Origin of the sequence: Streptomyces sp. NPDC002793 (assembly GCF_040295485.1) — a bacterium.
Classification (GTDB): Bacteria; Actinomycetota; Actinomycetes; order Streptomycetales; family Streptomycetaceae; genus Streptomyces.
Genome location: NZ_JBEOVL010000024.1, coordinates 45,808 through 62,410, shown reverse-complemented (window position 1 = coordinate 62,410; position 16,603 = coordinate 45,808). Strand labels below are relative to the sequence as shown.

14 protein-coding genes are annotated in these 16,603 nt (G+C 70.4%); 7 read left to right on the top strand and 7 right to left on the bottom strand.

The genetic code is table 11. The annotated features are described in order from the left end of the window. Window positions 1-12 precede the first annotated feature (12 nt). Both ABT001_RS22975 and ABT001_RS22970 read right to left on the bottom strand, forming a co-directional pair. Entirely contained in the window at window positions 13-2,253 is a 2,241-nt protein-coding gene (locus ABT001_RS22975) for an OmpL47-type beta-barrel domain-containing protein (protein WP_351280525.1), read from the bottom strand. Continuing rightward, window positions 2,250-4,748 (bottom strand): ThuA domain-containing protein, encoded by a 2,499-nt coding sequence (locus ABT001_RS22970; protein ID WP_351280523.1) that lies wholly within the window; start codon window positions 4,746-4,748, stop codon window positions 2,250-2,252. The genes ABT001_RS22975 and ABT001_RS22970 overlap by 4 nt, the downstream gene beginning before the upstream one ends. Before the next feature lie 230 nt (window positions 4,749-4,978). Between ABT001_RS22970 and ABT001_RS22965 the strand changes: the two genes are divergently transcribed. From ABT001_RS22965 to ABT001_RS22955, 3 genes are all read left to right on the top strand, one after another. Beyond that, window positions 4,979-5,968: a multicopper oxidase domain-containing protein gene (locus ABT001_RS22965; protein WP_351280520.1), complete on the top strand. Its 990-nt coding sequence runs from the start codon at window positions 4,979-4,981 to the stop codon at window positions 5,966-5,968. Between the two features lie 146 nt (window positions 5,969-6,114). Then, complete coding sequence (locus ABT001_RS22960; protein ID WP_351280517.1) at window positions 6,115-6,906, top strand: VOC family protein; 792 nt, start codon at window positions 6,115-6,117, stop codon at window positions 6,904-6,906. Between the two features lie 91 nt (window positions 6,907-6,997). Beyond that, on the top strand, window positions 6,998-7,249 hold the full coding sequence (locus ABT001_RS22955) for a WhiB family transcriptional regulator (RefSeq protein WP_351280515.1): 252 nt from the start codon (window positions 6,998-7,000) through the stop codon (window positions 7,247-7,249). Between the two features lie 38 nt (window positions 7,250-7,287). Here ABT001_RS22955 and ABT001_RS22950 read toward each other — a convergent pair whose 3' ends face one another. The 4 genes from ABT001_RS22950 to ssgD form a co-directional block, all read right to left on the bottom strand. Then, window positions 7,288-8,172 (bottom strand): chitosanase, encoded by an 885-nt coding sequence (locus ABT001_RS22950; protein ID WP_351280638.1) that lies wholly within the window; start codon window positions 8,170-8,172, stop codon window positions 7,288-7,290. 155 nt (window positions 8,173-8,327) lie between these two features. Then, window positions 8,328-9,305, bottom strand: coding sequence for an acyl-ACP desaturase (locus ABT001_RS22945; protein ID WP_351280513.1), 978 nt, complete (start codon window positions 9,303-9,305; stop codon window positions 8,328-8,330). Window positions 9,306-9,467: 162 nt separating this feature from the next. Further along, window positions 9,468-11,114: an ABC-F family ATP-binding cassette domain-containing protein gene (locus tag ABT001_RS22940; RefSeq protein ID WP_351280511.1), complete on the bottom strand. Its 1,647-nt coding sequence runs from the start codon at window positions 11,112-11,114 to the stop codon at window positions 9,468-9,470. A gap of 240 nt (window positions 11,115-11,354) precedes the next feature. Then, the gene (gene ssgD, locus ABT001_RS22935; RefSeq protein WP_351280507.1) at window positions 11,355-11,771 is read right to left on the bottom strand and encodes a spore wall synthesis regulator SsgD; all 417 of its coding nucleotides are present in this window, start codon (window positions 11,769-11,771) and stop codon (window positions 11,355-11,357) included. Between the two features lie 313 nt (window positions 11,772-12,084). On the opposite strand from ssgD, the gene ABT001_RS22930 reads away from it, so the two are divergent. Both ABT001_RS22930 and mmpA read left to right on the top strand, forming a co-directional pair. Next, window positions 12,085-12,762 carry an endonuclease V gene (locus ABT001_RS22930; protein WP_351280504.1) on the top strand — a complete coding sequence of 226 codons (678 nt, stop codon included), beginning with the start codon at window positions 12,085-12,087 and terminating at the stop codon, window positions 12,760-12,762. A gap of 87 nt (window positions 12,763-12,849) precedes the next feature. Next, window positions 12,850-12,996, top strand: coding sequence for a morphogenic membrane protein MmpA (gene mmpA, locus ABT001_RS22925; RefSeq protein ID WP_014152821.1), 147 nt, complete (start codon window positions 12,850-12,852; stop codon window positions 12,994-12,996). A gap of 24 nt (window positions 12,997-13,020) precedes the next feature. On the opposite strand, the gene ABT001_RS22920 is transcribed toward mmpA, so the two are convergent. Further along, window positions 13,021-14,211: a saccharopine dehydrogenase family protein gene (locus ABT001_RS22920; protein WP_351280500.1), complete on the bottom strand. Its 1,191-nt coding sequence runs from the start codon at window positions 14,209-14,211 to the stop codon at window positions 13,021-13,023. Window positions 14,212-14,417: 206 nt separating this feature from the next. On the opposite strand from ABT001_RS22920, the gene ABT001_RS22915 reads away from it, so the two are divergent. Beyond that, window positions 14,418-15,569 (top strand): CaiB/BaiF CoA transferase family protein, encoded by a 1,152-nt coding sequence (locus ABT001_RS22915; RefSeq protein ID WP_351280497.1) that lies wholly within the window; start codon window positions 14,418-14,420, stop codon window positions 15,567-15,569. Beyond that, window positions 15,569-16,603: an LLM class F420-dependent oxidoreductase gene (locus tag ABT001_RS22910; RefSeq protein WP_351280494.1), complete on the top strand. Its 1,035-nt coding sequence runs from the start codon at window positions 15,569-15,571 to the stop codon at window positions 16,601-16,603. The genes ABT001_RS22915 and ABT001_RS22910 overlap by 1 nt, the downstream gene beginning before the upstream one ends.

The window sequence follows — 16,603 nt, the reverse complement described above, 5'->3', positions numbered from 1 at the left end:
TGTGCGCTCGCCCTACAGCTCCTGGATGCGGACGTCGCGGTAGGAGATCACGTCCGTGGTGCTGTGGACCTGGAGCCCGATGTAGCCGGAGGCGTACCGCCGGCCGTCGGTTCCCGGGTCGTCACCGCGCGGCGGTTCGAACAGCTGACCGCCGTTGTTGTCGAACTCGTTCAGCAGGACACCGTTGCGGTAGATCTCGTAGTGCTGGTCCACCACCCGGATCTCGTAGTCGTTCCAGGTGCCCTTGGGGGTGACTCCGGCGCCGCCGAGACCGACCCGGTCGAACCCGTAGACCGACCCGGTCTTGTACATGTCCCCGTCGGGGCGGTCGTTGGCCTGGATCTCATGGCCGTACTTGATGGCGACCCACTCCGGACGGGGCTCCTCCGGGTGGTCGTTGACGTTCGGGAAGCGGACGAACACTCCGCCGTTGGCGTTGCCCGCCGCCGGGGCGTCGTCCCGCCACTGGAGCTTCAGCGAGAAGTCGTCGTACTGCCGGGCCGGGAACCACAGCATCCCCATGCCGTCCACCGTGGTGGAGCTGGTGATCGACCCCTCCTCCTCGTTCAGCCCGAACTTCCCGCCGCCCACGTGCTGCCACGCGGCGAGGGACTCGGCGGTGCCGTCGAACAGCTTGCGGTAGCCCTCGTCCTGGCCCGGACTGCCGATGCCGGACTGCTTGGCCGCCCGGTAGATCTTCCGGTGCTCACGGGCGTCTACGACTCCGTCGGTGAGCAGCTTGTCCAGGACCTTGTCGACGTGCTTGAGGAACAGTGCGTGCGAGGACCAGTCCTTCTCGTCCTCGATGAGTTCGTTGACCGTGCAGCGGTTGCCGGTGAGCCGGTTGGGGACACCGGAGTCCACCGTTCCGACGATGACGGTGAGCCGTTCGTCGAACTCGGGGCAGTTGGGTGCGGGGACGCCGCCGCTCTGCGCGACGGTGAACGAGATCTGCTTCGCCTCCGAGGTGTTCCCGGCCTTGTCCGTCGCCCGGTGGGCGAGGGCGTGGTAGCCGACGCGGTCGACGATCACGGGCGCGGTGTACGCGAGGTACGGACCGCCGTCGAGGGAGTACTCGACCTTGGCCACGCCCGAGTCGGCATCCGTCGCGGTGACCGTGGCCTCGGCGCTCGTGAGGAACGCGCCGTCCGAGTTCTTGTCACCCGCCACGACCACCGAGGTCTCCGGCGGTGTCCGGTCCTGTGACGGCGGTTCGACGACGGTGAAGTCGACGGTCTTCTCCTCCGCCGTGTTGCCGGCCTTGTCGGTGGCGCGGTAGCGGACCGTGTGCGTCCCGACCTCGTGCACCATCACGGGTGCGGTGTACGGCTGCCAGGCGCCGTCCGCCCCGACCGCGTACTCGATGGTGTTGACGCCGGATCCCGTGTCGGACGCGGTCACGGTGACCGTCGCCATGCCGAGGTAGGAGCCCGCGTCGTCCTTCTCGCCCGAGACGGTCGCCGAGGTCTCCGGCGCGGTCCCGTCGTCCGTCGGCGGCGCGGCGACCGCGAAATCGACGGTCTTCTCCTCCGCCGTGTTGCCGGCCTTGTCGGTGGCGCGGTAGCGGACCGTGTGCGTGCCCACCTCGTTCACCACGACGGGTGCGGTGTACGGCTGCCAGGCGCCGTCCGCCCCGACCGCGTACTCGACGGTGTCGACGCCCGACCCCGCGTCGGTGGCCGCCACGGCGACGGTGGCCTGGCCGATGTAAGCGCCGTCGCTGTTCTTGTCGCCGTCCACGGTCGCCGAGGTCTCGGGCGCGGTGGTGTCCTCACCGCCGCCACCGTCCTCGGTCACCGTGAGGACGCCCTGCATCGAAGCGTGGCCGGGGATCGTGCAGTGGTAGAAGTACTTGCCGGGGGTGAGGGTGACCTCGACGCTGTGCCTGCCGCCCTCGCTGTCACCCGGGTTGGCCAGGATGTTGACCTGGACGTCGCTGTTGTACTCCGGGTTCGACACGCTGAACGTCAGCGTGTGCGGCATGCTCGTGGTGTTGCCCGTGGCCTCGCTGTTCTCGAAGACGATGGTCGCGGCACCGGCGACCGCAGTCGTGGGAGCCGTCAGATAGCGGTCGATGGGGTCGCCGGCGGTCCAGGTGAGGACCTGGTCGGCCGCTGCCGCCGCCCGGTCGTCGTCGCGGCCGTACGCGGCCGTCGACGTCAGCCCGAGGACCATCAGGAACGAACCGAGCAGGGCGAGCCACCACCGGGCCGGCCCGTACCGCCGTCGCGCGAGGAGCGAAGGGTGTCTCACTGCGCTGCCGCCTTCCTGGCCAGGTCCGCGGCGGCCGGGGTCGGTCCGCCGCCCTTGTACGTCACGCGCCACAGCGCGGACTTGGAGTCGGAGGTGAAGAAGCCCCGCCCGTAGTCCAGGACGTAGAGCGAGCCGTCCGGGGCGAACTTCCAGTCCATGAGGTTGCGGATACCGTCCGCACCGACCGGGATGATCTTCTTCAGGGACTCGGCGTGCGTGGGCAGCCCGCCCTTGCCGACCGTCTTCGGATCGGTCAGCACCGCGTGACGCGGCTGGTCGTCGTCGTAGAAGTCACCGACGAACCACTTCCCGTCCCAGTACGCGGGCCACTTGGCCTCGCTCGTGCTCTCCGCGTCGTAGCGGTAGACCGGCCCGTTCATCGTGGCCTGGCCGCCGCCCTTGAGCCAGGGCAGGAGCTCCTTCTGGTCCTCCTCCTTGTAGCTCGGGATGCCGTTCGCGTCGCGCGGGTAGTCCACGCCGCCGCCCTGGGGCGAGTACCAGATGGTGTTGCCCGTTACCGGCGGGAGGTTGACCAGGCCGTCGTTGTTCGGCGACTCGTTCTTCGGCGCGTCGCAGTCGTACCAGTCCAGCGGCTTGGTGGGATCGGGCAGGTTGCGGTCACGGTAGGGCTGCTTGTTGCCCATGCAGTACGGCCAGCCGTGGTTGCCGGCCTCGGTGATCGCCGCGAACGTGTCGTACTTGGCGGGGCCCCAGGTCGTGCTCGGGGCGCCCGCGTCGGGGCCGACCCAGCCGGCGTACAGCGTGTCGGTCGAGGTGTCGACGGAGATGCGGGCGGGGTTGCGGACGCCCATCACGTAGATCTCGCCGCGCGTCTTGCCGCCGCCCTCGTCCGGCTCCTCGCCCGTGAAAAGGTTGCCCTCGGGCAGGGTGTACGTGCCGTCGTCCTCGGGGTGGATCCGCAGGATCTTCCCGTTGAGGTTGTTGGTGTTGCCCGCGGTGCGGCGGGCATCGGCGAACGAGACGCCCTTGTAGTTCGGCTGGGGGTTGTTGCCCGAGTAACCGTCGCTGAAGCCGGAGGAGTTGTTGTCACCCGTGGCGACGTAGAGGTTCTCCTCGGAGTCCCAGGCCATACCGCCGCCGGAGTGGCAGCAGCTGTGGATCTGGACCGGCCAGTTCAGCAGCACCTTCTCGGACGCCAGGTCCAGTTCGTTCGTGGCGTGGTCGAAGGTGAAGCGTGAGACCTGGCGCACCGCCATCCGCTTGTCGCGGTCGATCTTCGCGTGCGGCGTGTAGTGCAGGTACATCCAGCCGTTGGTGGCGAAGTCCGGGTCCAGCTCGATCCCGAGCAGCCCCTCCTCCACCTTGACCAGTTCTTCCCCGCCGCCCTTGTTGCCGAAGACGCTCAGCTTGCCCGCGAGGGTGACCTTCCCGGTCGAGGGGTCGTAGACGTGGACCTCGCCCGCGCCCTTGCCGACGTTCGGGTCGTTCCAGTCGGTGACCACCGGCACGCTGCTGTCCGCGCCGCCGCGTCCGATGTAGAAGACCCGCCCGTCCTTCGCCGTCACCAGACCGTGAGGCTCGCCGATCTGGTCGTTCTGCCCGGGCAGATTGGGCTGGGTGAGCCGCTCGGCCGTGTAGTGGGAGTCGATGGTGGCCTTGCAGTCGGCCTGCGAGAGACGGCTCGTCCAGGCCAGCGCGCCGCGCAGATGGTCGCGGAAGTCGGTCTCGGCGTAGCCGGCGGCCGTACCGCCCATGGCGGTGTAGAAGGACCGGCCGCCGTCGTAGTCACGGCACCAGGAGACCGGGTGGTCCCAGCCGTTGGCGCTCTTGCCCGGGGAGTAGGTGAGTTCCCGGACGCGAGCCACGGTGTGCACGTCGCCGGAGGGGTTGTCCTTCCAGTTCAGCCACTTGTCCGGGCGCTTCCACTCCAGCGGAAGATTCTTCGTCGCGGGGTGCTGCCGGTCGCCGATCTCCACGGTGGCGCGCTGGACGCCCGTGGGACTGTCCGCCGCCGGACGGGCGCCGACCAGACCGGTGAACCAGTCGGAGTACGGTTCGGTGCGTGCCGCGTCATGGATGCCCAGGAAGCCGCCACCGGCCTCCATGTACGCCTCCAGGCCCGCCTCCTGCTCCGGGTCCAGCACATCGCCGCCGCCGGTCAGGAAGACGACCGCGTTGAACGTGCCCAGCCTCTTTCCGTTGGTGAAGACCCCGGCGTCGTCGGTCGCGACGGTCCGGAAGCGCCCGGCTTCGGGGCCGCTGAGCCCGATCTTCTCGATGGCCGCGATGCCCGCGTCCACGGTCGGCGGCTCCTCGCCGGCCGAGGCGTGGAACACCAGCACCTTGACGTCGGCCCCGCCGGGCGGCGTGGGAAGGGCCAACGAAACCGCCATCCGTTCCTTCAGCCCCGGGTCCGGGTAAGGGCTGGCGGTGGCCGCGTTGCCGCCGAGCAGCGAAGCGGTCAGGGCACCCGCTGCCACGGCCGCCGCGACACCGCGGCGCGATCTGGACCTGTGATGTGGTGTGCGCTGCATGTGGTCACCCACCCCTCTTGGTCACTTCTCCGGTCACTTCTCGTCACCGCACCTCTGTGGTCACTGCGACAGCGCACGAAGCTAGACCTCTTTTCGCGGCTCGCCAATAGTTGTGGCAGCAATCGAACGAACTTTGTCCTGAGTGTGGATAAAGCGATGCCCCCCGGCTACCGTGTGGGCCGTCCAGGGAAGCGGCGCGTCAGTTTCCGTCTCGCAGTGGGGAGTTCGACATGGACCGAAGGACCTTCAACCGCCGGATGCTGGTGGGCGGCGGAGTGGCGGCGGCCACCGGCGTGACGTCGATGTCGCTCGGCGCCGTACAGGCCACCTCCGCGGAGAACCCTGCGAAGACCGCCCCCGCGGGCGGGGCCGTCCGCCATATCAAGCTGTACGCGGAGAAGCTGGCCGACGGTCAGCTCGGGTACGGCTTGGAGAAGGGCAAGGCGTCGATCCCCGGACCGCTCATCGAGATCACCGAGGGCGACACGCTGCACATCGAGTTCGAGAACACCACGGACGTCGACGCGAGCCTCCATGTCCACGGCGTGGACTACGACACGGCGAGCGACGGCACCCGGATGAACCGCAGCCATGTCGAACCGGGTGGAACCCGCACGTACACCTGGCGGACCCATGTCCCCGGCCGTCGGAAGGACGGCACCTGGAAGGCGGGCAGTGCCGGGTACTGGCACTACCACGACCACGTCGTCGGCACGGATCACGGCACGGGCGGCATCCGCAAGGGCCTCTACGGGCCGCTCGTCGTCCGGCGCCAGGGGGACGTGCTGCCGGACAAGACCATCACCATCGTCTTCAACGACATGATGATCAACAACAGGGCGGCCCACGAGAGTCCGAACTTCGAGGCCACGGTCGGTGACCGGGTCGAGGTCGTCATGATCACACACGGCGAGTACTACCACACGTTCCACATCCACGGGCACCGCTGGGCGGACAACAGGACGGGACTGCTCACCGGCCCCGACGACCCGAGCCGCGTGATCGACACGAAGATCTGCGGCCCGGCCGACTCCTTCGGCTTCCAGATCGTCGCGGGCGAACACGCGGGGGCCGGCGCCTGGATGTACCACTGCCACGTCCAGAGCCACTCGGACATGGGGATGGCCGGCCTGCTGCTGGTCGCCAAGGCGGACGGCACGGTCCCGGGCTACGACCCGCCGCACCACGCCGCCGGCGCGACGGAGGAGCACGACCACTGAGGCGGCGCCGGTCCGCCGCTGCTCCCGCCCCGCGTGGCTCGGCGCGGACTGCGCTAGTCGGTGCCTGGTGCGAAACTCGGAGACATGAGGCACCTCCGTGTCCGACCAGACGAGCGAGCCGACGGGTCTCGCTGAAGGAGCACACCATGCTCGACCCAGCTTTCGTCACCGGCGCCCCCAACTGGATCGACCTCGGCACCCCCGACATCGAGGCGGCCACCACCTTCTACGGCGGCCTCTTCGGCTGGGAGCTGGTGCCCGGCGGTCCCGAGACCGGTGGCTACGGCATGTACCAACTGCGGGGCAGGACCGTCGCCGGGGTCATGACGGTGCCGGAGGACCAGGGGAAGCCGGCCTGGTCGGTCTACTTCCAGACCCCCGACGCGGACGCCACCGCGCGTACGGTCGAGCAGGCCGGAGGCACCGCGGCGTTCCCTCCGATGGACGTCCTCGACTACGGTCGCATGGGCGGCTTCACGGACAGCGGCGGCGCGTATTTCGGCGTCTGGCAGCCCGGCACGAACACCGGCCTCGGGATGATCATGGAACCCGGCGCACTGGTCTGGGCCGAGCTGTACACCCCGGACGTGCCCGCGGCGGCCGCGTTCTTCCACACCGTCTTCGGATGGCGGACCGACGACATGGCGTATCCCGGCGGTTCCTACACGATGGTCCACCCTGCCGGCAGTGAGGGCGCGGACTCGTCCTTCGGAGGACTCGTCCCTCTCGACGCGGTGCCCGAACAGAGAGCGGCGGGGCCGCACTGGCTGCCGTACTTCGCCGTGGACGACGCCGACGCGGTGGTCGCCGGTGTGGAACGGCTGGGCGGCCGCGTGACCATGGCCGCGACCGATGTGCCGGAGGTCGGCAGGATCGCCACGTTCACCGATCCCGCGGGTGCCGCGTTCGCGGTGATCAAGCCGGCTCCGATGGCGTAGACGGGTCGGCGCCCGGGCCGGAGGGCGCCCGGGCCCGGGCGTTGAACCATCGTTGATCACTTGTTTATCGCGACCGGGCACCGTGTGAACCATGCCGATCAACACCATGACCGACGAGCTCGCCTGGCAGGAGACCGCGTTGTGCGCGCAGGCCGGGCCCGAGTTCTTCTTCCCGGCGCCGGGCAGTTCCACCCGGGAGGCCAAGCAGCTGTGCAACGCGTGCGAGGGCCGGGTGGCCTGCCTGGAGTACGCACTCGCCAACGACGAACGCTTCGGTGTCTGGGGCGGGCTCTCCGAGAAGGAACGGGAGCGGCTCCGCAGAGCACGGTCCGGGCGCGGCTGAACAACCGCGCCCAGCCCCGTTCCCGTCCGCCGGACCCGTCAGGGGATCCGGAACGTCTCGCCGTACACCTGCCACACCAGCGGCTTCTTCAGTCCGAGATTGCCCTCGCGCAGGAACACCCGCTGCGCCGTGTCGATCCGCGTCGTGTCGCGCTGCACCGTGCGGGCCCGGATCGCCGAACGGCCCTCGTCGAGGAAGGCGTGCAGATACGCCTTCTCGTCGCCGCCCTCGGCTGCCGTGTCCGCGGCTGCCATCGCCGCGTCGCGGATGCCGTAGAAGCCGTCCGCCTCGACGCCCGGTCCGTGCAGGACCATCGCGTCGTAGTAGATGAACTGCCCCAGGGTGCCGAGTCCGTCCATCTTGGCCAGCCGGACCGCGGGATCGAAGTACAGCTTGTCGCGCATGGCGTCCTGGGCCTCCCGGAAGGCAGAATCCTCTGCGGCCTGGCGCCAGGCGTCGGTGAAGCCGGGATCCAGACCCTCGTGGGAGTCGGTGCCGTCCACCGCGCGCAGGGCGGGGAGGAACGGCGCGAGCGGATTGTCCGGATGCTTCTCGGTGTGGGCCTCGACCAGTTGCAGCATGTCGTTCGTACCGGAGCAGAAACCGACGATGCCTGCGGTGTACCCGGTGCCGTCGCCGACGTCCTCGATCGCTCCGTACTGGCCGCGCCAGTCCAGGGTGGACGCCTCCGCGCTGGCCACCAGCCGGGCCGCGGCCTCCTTCATCGCCGGATCCGCGAGGCCGGGCGGCAGCGCGTCGACGGCGTCGGCGTGCTCGTCGGCCGGGTCGGCCGCTTCGGACTTCTCCGTGCCGGATGAACCGGCGCCCGTCTGCTGGATCGCGGGCGGCTCCGAGTCGCCCCCGCTGAACACGATCGAAGCGACGATGGCGATGGGTGCACCGAAAAGAACAAGACGCGTCACAGGTTTCACGGGCACAGAGTACGTTCTGTGAAGCCGTGCGGGGAGCCTGTGAGGATCGTGCGCAGAGCGGTGGCGCGACGCGCGAGGTGCGCGCCGCCACCGTCCTCGGGTCGGGGAGCGGTTCCCGGCCCGTGGACGGCGGACGGGCGGGCGGATCAGCCCTGGGCTGCCCGGGCCGCCATGCGGACCTTGCGGGCCGCCAGCTTCTCGTCGAACTTCGAGGCCTCGCTGTCCAGGCCGCTCATGTACAGCCCGAGCTCCTCCTGTGCCTTGAGGCCCTCCGGGCCGAGGCCGTCGATGTCGAGGACCTTCAGGTACCGCAGGACGGGCTGGATCACGTCGTCGTGGTGGATGCGCATGTTGTAGATCTCGCCGATCGCCATCTGCGCGGCGGCCCGCTCGAAGCCGGGCATGCCGTGTCCGGGCATCCGGAAGTTGACGACGACGTCGCGCACGGACTGCATCGTGAGGTCCGGGGCCAGCTCGAAGGCCGCGCCCAGCAGGTTGCGGTAGAAGACCATGTGCAGGTTCTCGTCGGTCGCGATCCGGGCCAGCATCCGGTCGCAGACCGGGTCGCCCGACTGGTGACCGGTGTTGCGGTGCGAGACGCGGGTGGCGAGCTCCTGGAACGCCACGTACGCCACGGAGTGCAGCATGGAGTGGCGGTTGTCGGACTCGAAGCCCTCCGCCATGTGCGCCATGCGGAACTGCTCCAGCTTGTCCGGGTCCACGGCGCGCGAGGTGAGCAGGTAGTCGCGCATCACGATGCCGTGACGGCCCTCCTCGGCGGTCCAGCGATGCACCCAGGTGCCCCAGGCGCCGTCGCGCCCGAAGAGTGAGGCGATCTCGTGGTGGTAGCTGGGGAGGTTGTCCTCGGTCAGCAGGTTCACGACGAGCGCGATGCGGCCGATGTCGGTGACCTTCGACTGGCTGGTCTCCCACGCCTCCCCGTCCTCGAAGAGGCCGGGGAAGTTACGGCCGTCGGAGAACGGCACGTACTCGTGGGGCATCCAGTCCTTGGCGACCTTGAGATGGCGGTTGAGTTCCTTCTCCACCACCTCTTCCAGCGCGTACAGCAGCTGGGCGTCTGTCCACGCCTTCGAACTGCCGATGTGGGGAGAGGCGATCGTCACGGGGGGCTCCTGGGGACGGGAGAATTACCTACGGCTTCGTAGGTTACGTGACCGTAGGTTAAGGCGGCGGTAAGGCTCCAGCCAAGCCGGGGTCCCGCAGGGCATGCTCACCCCCTGTTATCCATGCAGGTCAAAAGGTTCCACCCATGGACAAGCCGGGCGTCACCGCTCCCGGCTCCCGGGCCCCGGCAGCTGTCCGGGGGCGATGTCCCGGAGCCCTTCCCCGTCCAGCAGCAGCCACCGGGTGATGCCCAGGGACTCCAGGAACGGCACGTCGTGGCTCGCGACGATCATCGCGCCCCCGTACGCCTCCAGCGCCGACGTCAGACGGCGTACGCCTGACATGTCGAGGCTGTTCGTCGGCTCGTCCAGCATCAGCAGGCGGGGAGCCGGCTCGGCGAGCAGCAGCGCCGCCAGCGCTGCCCGGAGGCGCTCACCGCCCGAGAGCGTGCCGGCGGGGCGGTCCGCTCGCGCGCCCTTGAAGAGGAAGTGTGCCAGCCTCGCCCGGATGTCGTTGGCCGTGGCGCCCGGTGCGACACGTGCCACGTTGTCCACCAGGGACAGCGCGTCCTCCAGGACGTCGAGGCGCTGCGGCAGGAAACCCGTCGGCACCTGGGCGGCCGCCTCGCCCGACACCGGGTCCAGCTCGCCGGCGATCGTGCGCAGCAGAGTCGTCTTTCCCGCACCGTTGCGGCCGACCAGGGCGATCCGCTCCGGGCCGCGCAGATCCCACTCGCCCCGCACCCGCGCCCCGTGGGCGAGTTCGAGATCCCGGAGGACCAGCACACCGCGGCCCGGATGCACCCGGGTGTGCGGCAGCTCGATCCGGATCGTCTCGTCGTCCCGGACCGCCTCGACCGCCTCGTCGAGGCGCTCCTCCGCGTCCGCCAGTCGCCCGGCATGCATGATGCGGTACTTGCCCGCCGACTCCTGGGCGGTCCGTTTGCGCGTGCCCATCACAGCCTTCGGCTCGCGCTTGGTGTCCCACATCTTCTGCCCGTACCGCTTGCGCCGAGACAGCCTGACGTGCGCGTCGGCCAGTTCGCGCCGCTGCCGCCGTACGTCGGCCTCAGCGACCCGCACCATGCGCTCGGCGGCCTCCTGCTCCACCGCCAGTGCCTCCTCGTACGCCGACAGGCTGCCGCCGTAGCAGGTGACGGCGCCGTCGCGGAGATCCGCGATCCGGTCCACCCGCTCCAGCAGCTCCCGGTCGTGACTGACCACGACCAGCACGCCCGTCCAGGCATCCACGGCCTCGTACAGCCGCCCCCGGGCGTAGACGTCGAGGTTGTCGGTCGGCTCGTCCAGCAGCAGGACGGAGGGGCGCGCCAGGAGCAGGGCCGCCAGGCGCAGCAGCACACACTCACCGCCGGACAGCTCGCCGATGGTCCGGTCGAGACCGATGCCGGCCAGGCCGAGCTGGTCGAGCGCGGCGTGCGCGCGCTCCTCCACGTCCCAGTCGTCCCCGACCGCGGCGAAGTGCTCCTCGGTGGCGTCGCCCGACTCGATGGCGTGCAGCGCGGCCCGGGCCGAGGCGACGCCCAGCGCCTCGTCGACCCGCAGGGCGGTGTCCAGGACGACGTTCTGGGGGAGGTGGCCGACGTCGCCGACCGTTCTGATGTGTCCGCCGGTCGGGGTGAGTTCACCGGCGATCAGCCGCAACAGGGTGGACTTTCCGCTGCCGTTGAGGCCGATCAGCCCGGTCCGGCCGGGGCCCACGGCCAGCTGGAAGCCGTCGAACGCCTCGCTCCCGTCGGGCCAGGCGAACGACAGGGACGAGCAGAGGATATGGGTGGTGGATGCAGGCACAAGGGCCTCCTGTTTGCGTCGGGGAATCAGGGAGAACGGCTCGGACACCGGTGTCACGCGGCACGCATGCGGTCGGGGCATGCGGCGCGATGTGCGGACACCTCAGATGTGGAGCAACGTCCTTCTCCGATACGACGACAACAGGGCACCGGCGACGTTACGAGCGGTCCCGGTTCCCGCGCAACCGAATTCCGGCCGTCCCGCAGCCCGGGAGAGCCGTAGGAGGCCGCAGGGTGCGGCTCAGGAGGTCCCGCCCAGCAGATCCGTCAGATCGCCGTCCAGATCCATGAAGCGGTACTCGTCGCCCACCGGCACCAGTTCCTGCGCCCGCTGCAGGAAGCGGCGCAGCTCGGACGTCCGGACGTGGACCATCGCGATTCCCTCGACGGCGTGGAACTCCAGCACCGTGCGGTCGTACCCGAACGGCCGGATCCGGACGTCGCCCGCTCCGGCCGGCGTGTCCATACCTGTCGCGAGCAGCTCGCGGGAGAACTCCCAGGACACCTCGGTGCCTTCGAGGGTCGCAGGCCCCGGGAACGCCATGCGGACGGCGAAGGGGTCCTGGCGGTCGTAGTGGAGAGTGGCGGGCAGTGTCTCCATGCGCGGCGCGGACGCGACCATACGGGCCTGCACGGACTGCTCGATAACGCTGGACAATACCTGCTCCCTCTCGCCTCGGACGAACGGTTCCCGGCATAGGAGTAGACGCCGGAACGCCTCCATCCGTGCACCGGCGGACAGCGTGAGCTGCGTCACCGACTCTGCCTCTCCGCTCGACTGCCCCGTTCCGCACGGCGCACCCAGGGCGCGCGTCCACCTGTGGGTCACGACCGGTCACGCGCTGACGAGCGGGGACTCCCGCCGCCCCGCGACCCGACCGGTCCGCGTCGCCCGTCTCCTCCGTCCGGTGACCGGCGTCCGAGTACGAACATGATCGCCGGGCCGGGCGCGTTGCCTAGACTCGTTCCTCATGACGACTTTCCGGATGCCCGCCGACGAGGCCGAAGCCCGTGCCGTCCAGGACGCGTTGCGCTCGCGGGTGGTCCTGGACGAGCCGGGGCCGGCGCCGGGGACGGGCAGGGTCACCGGGGTCGACGTCGCCTACGACGACGAGCGGGATCTCGTCGTCGCGGCGGCCGTCGTCCTGGACGCGGCGACCCTGGAGGTGATCACCGAATCCACCGCCGAGGGCCGTGTGACGTTTCCGTACGTCCCCGGGCTCCTCGCCTTCCGGGAGATCCCGGCCGTCCTGGCCGCGCTGGAAGGCCTGTCGGTCGATCCGGGGCTCGTCGTCTGCGACGGCTACGGGCGGGCCCACCCGCGCAGGTTCGGGCTCGCCAGCCATCTCGGTGTCCTCACCGGTCTTCCGGTCATCGGCGTCGCGAAGAACCCCTTCACCTTCCGCCACCAGCAACCCGGACCACGGCGGGGTGACGTCACCCCGCTCATGGACGGGGACGAGGAAGTGGGGCGGGCCCTGCGCACCCAGGACGACACGAAACCCGTCTTCGTCTCGGTCGGGCACCGGACCGGCCTCGACAACGCCTGCGCCCATACGCTCGCGCTGGCCCGTGACTTCCGTCAGCCGGAGACCACACGCAGGGCCGACGCCCTGTGCCGGTCCGCTCTCCGGCGAGTGGCAGGCTGACCGAGACCCCGGCCCCTCCGGCATCTGTTGCCGACTGAGTACAAATACGGATGTTGTTTGTCGAACATCAGGGGCAGGCTGGTACACATGATCGACCACCACGCACCCCAGATGAGTACCGGAACCGTACGACTCTCCCAGCGCGGCGTCGCTGTGGGCATGACCCTGGGCGTCCTCGCGGGCGCCGGCTGGACCGTGTCCATGGTCGTCACCCTGGCTTCCTGGATGCTCTGACCGGGTCGCCGCCGGCTGCCGGGGTCAGCGCAGCGCCGCGACCCGGAAGCGCAGCCCGGCCGCCCGCAGCCGCTCCAGCAGCGCATCGCCCATCGCCACGGCCGTCGTGACCTGACCCGACGTCGCCGGCAGGTCGTCGAGGGCGAGCGCGAGAGCCGCTTCGGCCAGCATCTTCGCCGTCTCGTCGTAGCCGGGGTCGCCGCCCGACACCTCCGTGTACACCCTCCGGCCGCCGCCCTCCCCGATGAGGCGCACCGTGAACCAGCTGCGCCTCCTGCGCTGTTCGCCGGGGCCCGTACCCGGCTCCACCCGTGCCGACAGCCAGTCCCGCACGGCGGGCACCTGGGCGGCCCCGGTCAGCAGGCCCGCCGCGGCCGTGCCGCCGAGCGCCACCGGAAGATGCTTCACCGAGGCGAAGTGCCGGTAGCGGAAGTCCGGCCCGTAGCGCTTCAGCCCGCGGGCGGACCGCTCCACGATCCGCGGGTCCAGGGTCGGCAGCGGCAGGGCCCAGGTTCCGGTCTCCGGGCTGAAGTGCGGCGCCCCCTGCGGGGCGCGGGCCCGGCGGCCGACCAGACGCGGTTCGTGCAGGCGCCGTTCCCTGGCTGCCCTCGCCATCTGCGGCCCACGGCCCATCGCCGTGAGCGCCGAGGCGAACGTACCGCCGGAGAACGACGCGTTGGTGCGGACATAGCCGTCGACGGTCAGCGGGACGCCCTCGGGAAGCTGCTGGACGGTGAAGTAGACACCGAGGTCGTGCGGTACGGAGTCGAAGCCGCAGGCGTGCACGAGGCGGGCACCCGTCTCGCGGGCCCGGCCGTCGTGTTCCAGGTACATCCGGTCGACGAACTCCGCCTCCCCGGTGAGGTCGGTGTAGTCGGTCCCCGCCTCCGCGCAGGCGGCGACCAGCTTCTCGCCGTACCGGACGTACGGTCCGACCGTGGACGCCACCACGTGCGTGGACCCGGCCAGTTCGCGCAGGGCGTCGGCGTCGTCCGCGTCGGCCGTCAGCAGCGGCAGGTCCGCCCAGCGCGGGTCCTGCCCGGCGAGGCGCTCGCGCAGCTGTTCCAGCTTGCCGCGGCTGCGGCCGGCCAGGGCCCAGCGGCAGCCGTCCGGCGCGTGCGCTGCGAGATATTCGGCCGTGAGCGTCCCGACGAAGCCGGTGGCTCCGAAAAGGACGACGTCATAAGGGCGTTCTGCCCCGTTCTGCCTGTTCATGAGTGCCTCCGCCTGGGCCGGCGCCGATGTAGCAGGCAGAGGGTAGCCGAGGGGTTTGTCGTGCCGTTCGGCCGGGCGGGGCTTCGATGCGAGAGGATCCCACGGGAAAGACTAAGCGCTTGCTCGGCCAAAGGGGTTGTGCGGAGCGCGGTCCGTTCTTAGCATCAACGATGTTACATCAGTTGTGTCACACCGCTGGGGGCCAGATGGCAACGACAGGACGCGGGTCACAGGGGCCGCTGACCGGGGTGCGCGTCGTCGAACTTGCGGGCATCGGCCCGGGTCCGTTCGCCGCGATGCTCCTCGCCGACCTCGGGGCCGACGTGGTGCGCGTCGACCGGCCCGGAGGTTCGGTGATCGGAGTCGAACCCGCCTTCGACCTCACCAACCGCAACAAGCGATCGGTCCTCGTCGATCTGAAGGCCGAAGGCGGAGCCGGTCAGGTCCTCGACCTGGTCGAGCGCGCCGACGTCCTGATCGAGGGCTACCGGCCGGGCGTCGCCGAACGCCTCGGCGTGGGCCCCGACGCCTGCCTGGCACGCAATCCCCGGCTCGTCTACGGACGGATGACCGGCTGGGGCCAGGACGGGCCGCTCGCCGAGCGGGCAGGTCACGACATCGGTTACATCGCACTCACCGGCACCCTGTCCATGATCGGCAGATCCGGCGAACCGCCCACCGTGCCCGCCAACCTGGTCGGAGACTACGCGGGCGGCTCGCTCTACCTCGTCGTCGGCGTGCTCGCCGCCCTCCAGCACGCCCGCACGCCCGACGGGGCCGGCCAGGTCGTCGACGCGGCCATCGTGGACGGCGCAGCCCATCTCGCCACGATGATCCACGGCATGCTGGCGGCCGGCGGCTGGCAGGACCGGCGCGGCTCCAACCTCCTCGACGGCGGCTGCCCCTTCTACGGCTCCTACGAGACCTCGGACGGCCAGTACATGGCGGTCGGGGCCCTGGAGCCGCGCTTCTACGAGGAATTCACCGAGCTCCTGGGGATCGGGGACGAGGCCCCCGACCGCAACGACTTCGGGCGCTGGGAGGAACTGCGCGCCCTCGTCGCCGACCGGTTCGGCACCCGTACACGCGCCGAGTGGACCGAGGTCTTCGAAGGGACGGACGCCTGCGTGGCCCCGGTCCTCTCGCTCCGCGAGGCGCCCCGACACCCCCACCTCGCCGCTCGCTCCACCTTCGTGGAGCACAGCGGCCTCACCCAGCCCGCGCCCGCTCCCCGCTTCTCCGTGACGCCCGTCTCCGTGCGCACCGGGCCCGCGCTGCCCGGCGCGGACACCGGGTCCGTCGCGGCGGACTGGGACCTGCCGGGCCTGCTGACCACCGGGAAGGACAAGACCGGCTGATGGAACTCTCCCTGCCGCTGAACTACGCGGGCGACCCCCGCGCCGCCTGCGACGAGGTCGCGGAACTGGAGTCCGCCGGACTCGACGCAGTCTGGGTGGCCGAGGCGTACGGCTTCGACTCGCCCACCCTCATGGGCTATCTCGCCGCCCGCACCGAGCGCCTGAAGATCGGCGCGGCGATCCTCAACGTCTACTCCCGAACCCCCGCCCTCATCGCGCAGACCGGCGCCGGTCTCGACGCCGTCTCCGGCGGCCGTGCCCTGCTCGGCCTGGGCGCCTCGGGACCGCAGGTCGTGGAGGGCTGGCACGGCAAGCCGTACGACAGGCCGCTCGGCCGGACCCGCGAGACCGTCGAGCTCTGCCGCCGGATCTGGCGCCGCGAGGTCATCGACCACCACGGCATCACCGACATGCCGCTGCCGAAGGAGAAGGGCGGCAAGCTCGGCAAGCCGCTCAAGATCCTCACCCGGCCGGTGCGCGACACCCTTCCCGTCTACGTCGCCTCCCTCGGCCCCGCCAACGTCCGGCTGACCGCCGAGATCGCCGACGGCTGGCTTCCCACCCTCTACATCCCGGAGAAGGCCCAGCAGGTCTGGGGCACGGCCCTGGCCGAGGGTACGGCGAAGCGTGACCCGGCGCTCGGGCCCCTGCAGACCGTCGCGGGCGGCCTGCTGGCCATCGGCGACGACGCGGCCGCCGTCCGGGACCTCGCCCGTCCGCAGATCGCGCTGTACGTCGGCGGCATGGGCGCGCCCGGCAAGAACTTCTACAACGACCTCGCCGTCGCCTACGGCTACGAGAAGGAGGCCGCCACCATCCAGGAGCTCTACCTCTCCGGGAAGAAGAGGGAGGCGGAGGCGGCCGTCCCGGCCGAGTTCTGCGAGCTCATGACGCTCTGCGGCCCCGAAGGCTACGTACGCGACCGCATCGAGGCCTTCCGCGAGGCCGGCGTCACCATGCTCAACGTCACGCCCGTCGGCCCCGAGCCGGCGCGGCTGATCTCCACCGTCAAGAACTGGCTCCAGGGGGCTTGA

Excerpts from the sequence above, each read along its gene's own strand:
- ABT001_RS22955 (WP_351280515.1), top strand. The coding sequence starts at position 6,998 with ATGCCGATCAACACCATGACCGACGAGCTCGCCTGGCAGGAGACCGCG.
- ABT001_RS22965 (WP_351280520.1), top strand. The coding sequence starts at position 4,979 with ATGGACCGAAGGACCTTCAACCGCCGGATGCTGGTGGGCGGCGGAGTG.
- mmpA (WP_014152821.1), top strand. The coding sequence starts at position 12,850 with ATGATCGACCACCACGCACCCCAGATGAGTACCGGAACCGTACGACTC.
- ABT001_RS22915 (WP_351280497.1), top strand. The coding sequence starts at position 14,418 with ATGGCAACGACAGGACGCGGGTCACAGGGGCCGCTGACCGGGGTGCGC.
- ABT001_RS22910 (WP_351280494.1), top strand. The coding sequence starts at position 15,569 with ATGGAACTCTCCCTGCCGCTGAACTACGCGGGCGACCCCCGCGCCGCC.
- ABT001_RS22960 (WP_351280517.1), top strand. The coding sequence starts at position 6,115 with ATGCTCGACCCAGCTTTCGTCACCGGCGCCCCCAACTGGATCGACCTC.
- ABT001_RS22930 (WP_351280504.1), top strand. The coding sequence starts at position 12,085 with ATGACGACTTTCCGGATGCCCGCCGACGAGGCCGAAGCCCGTGCCGTC.
- ABT001_RS22920 (WP_351280500.1), bottom strand. The coding sequence starts at position 14,211 with ATGAACAGGCAGAACGGGGCAGAACGCCCTTATGACGTCGTCCTTTTC.
- ABT001_RS22970 (WP_351280523.1), bottom strand. The coding sequence starts at position 4,748 with ATGCAGCGCACACCACATCACAGGTCCAGATCGCGCCGCGGTGTCGCG.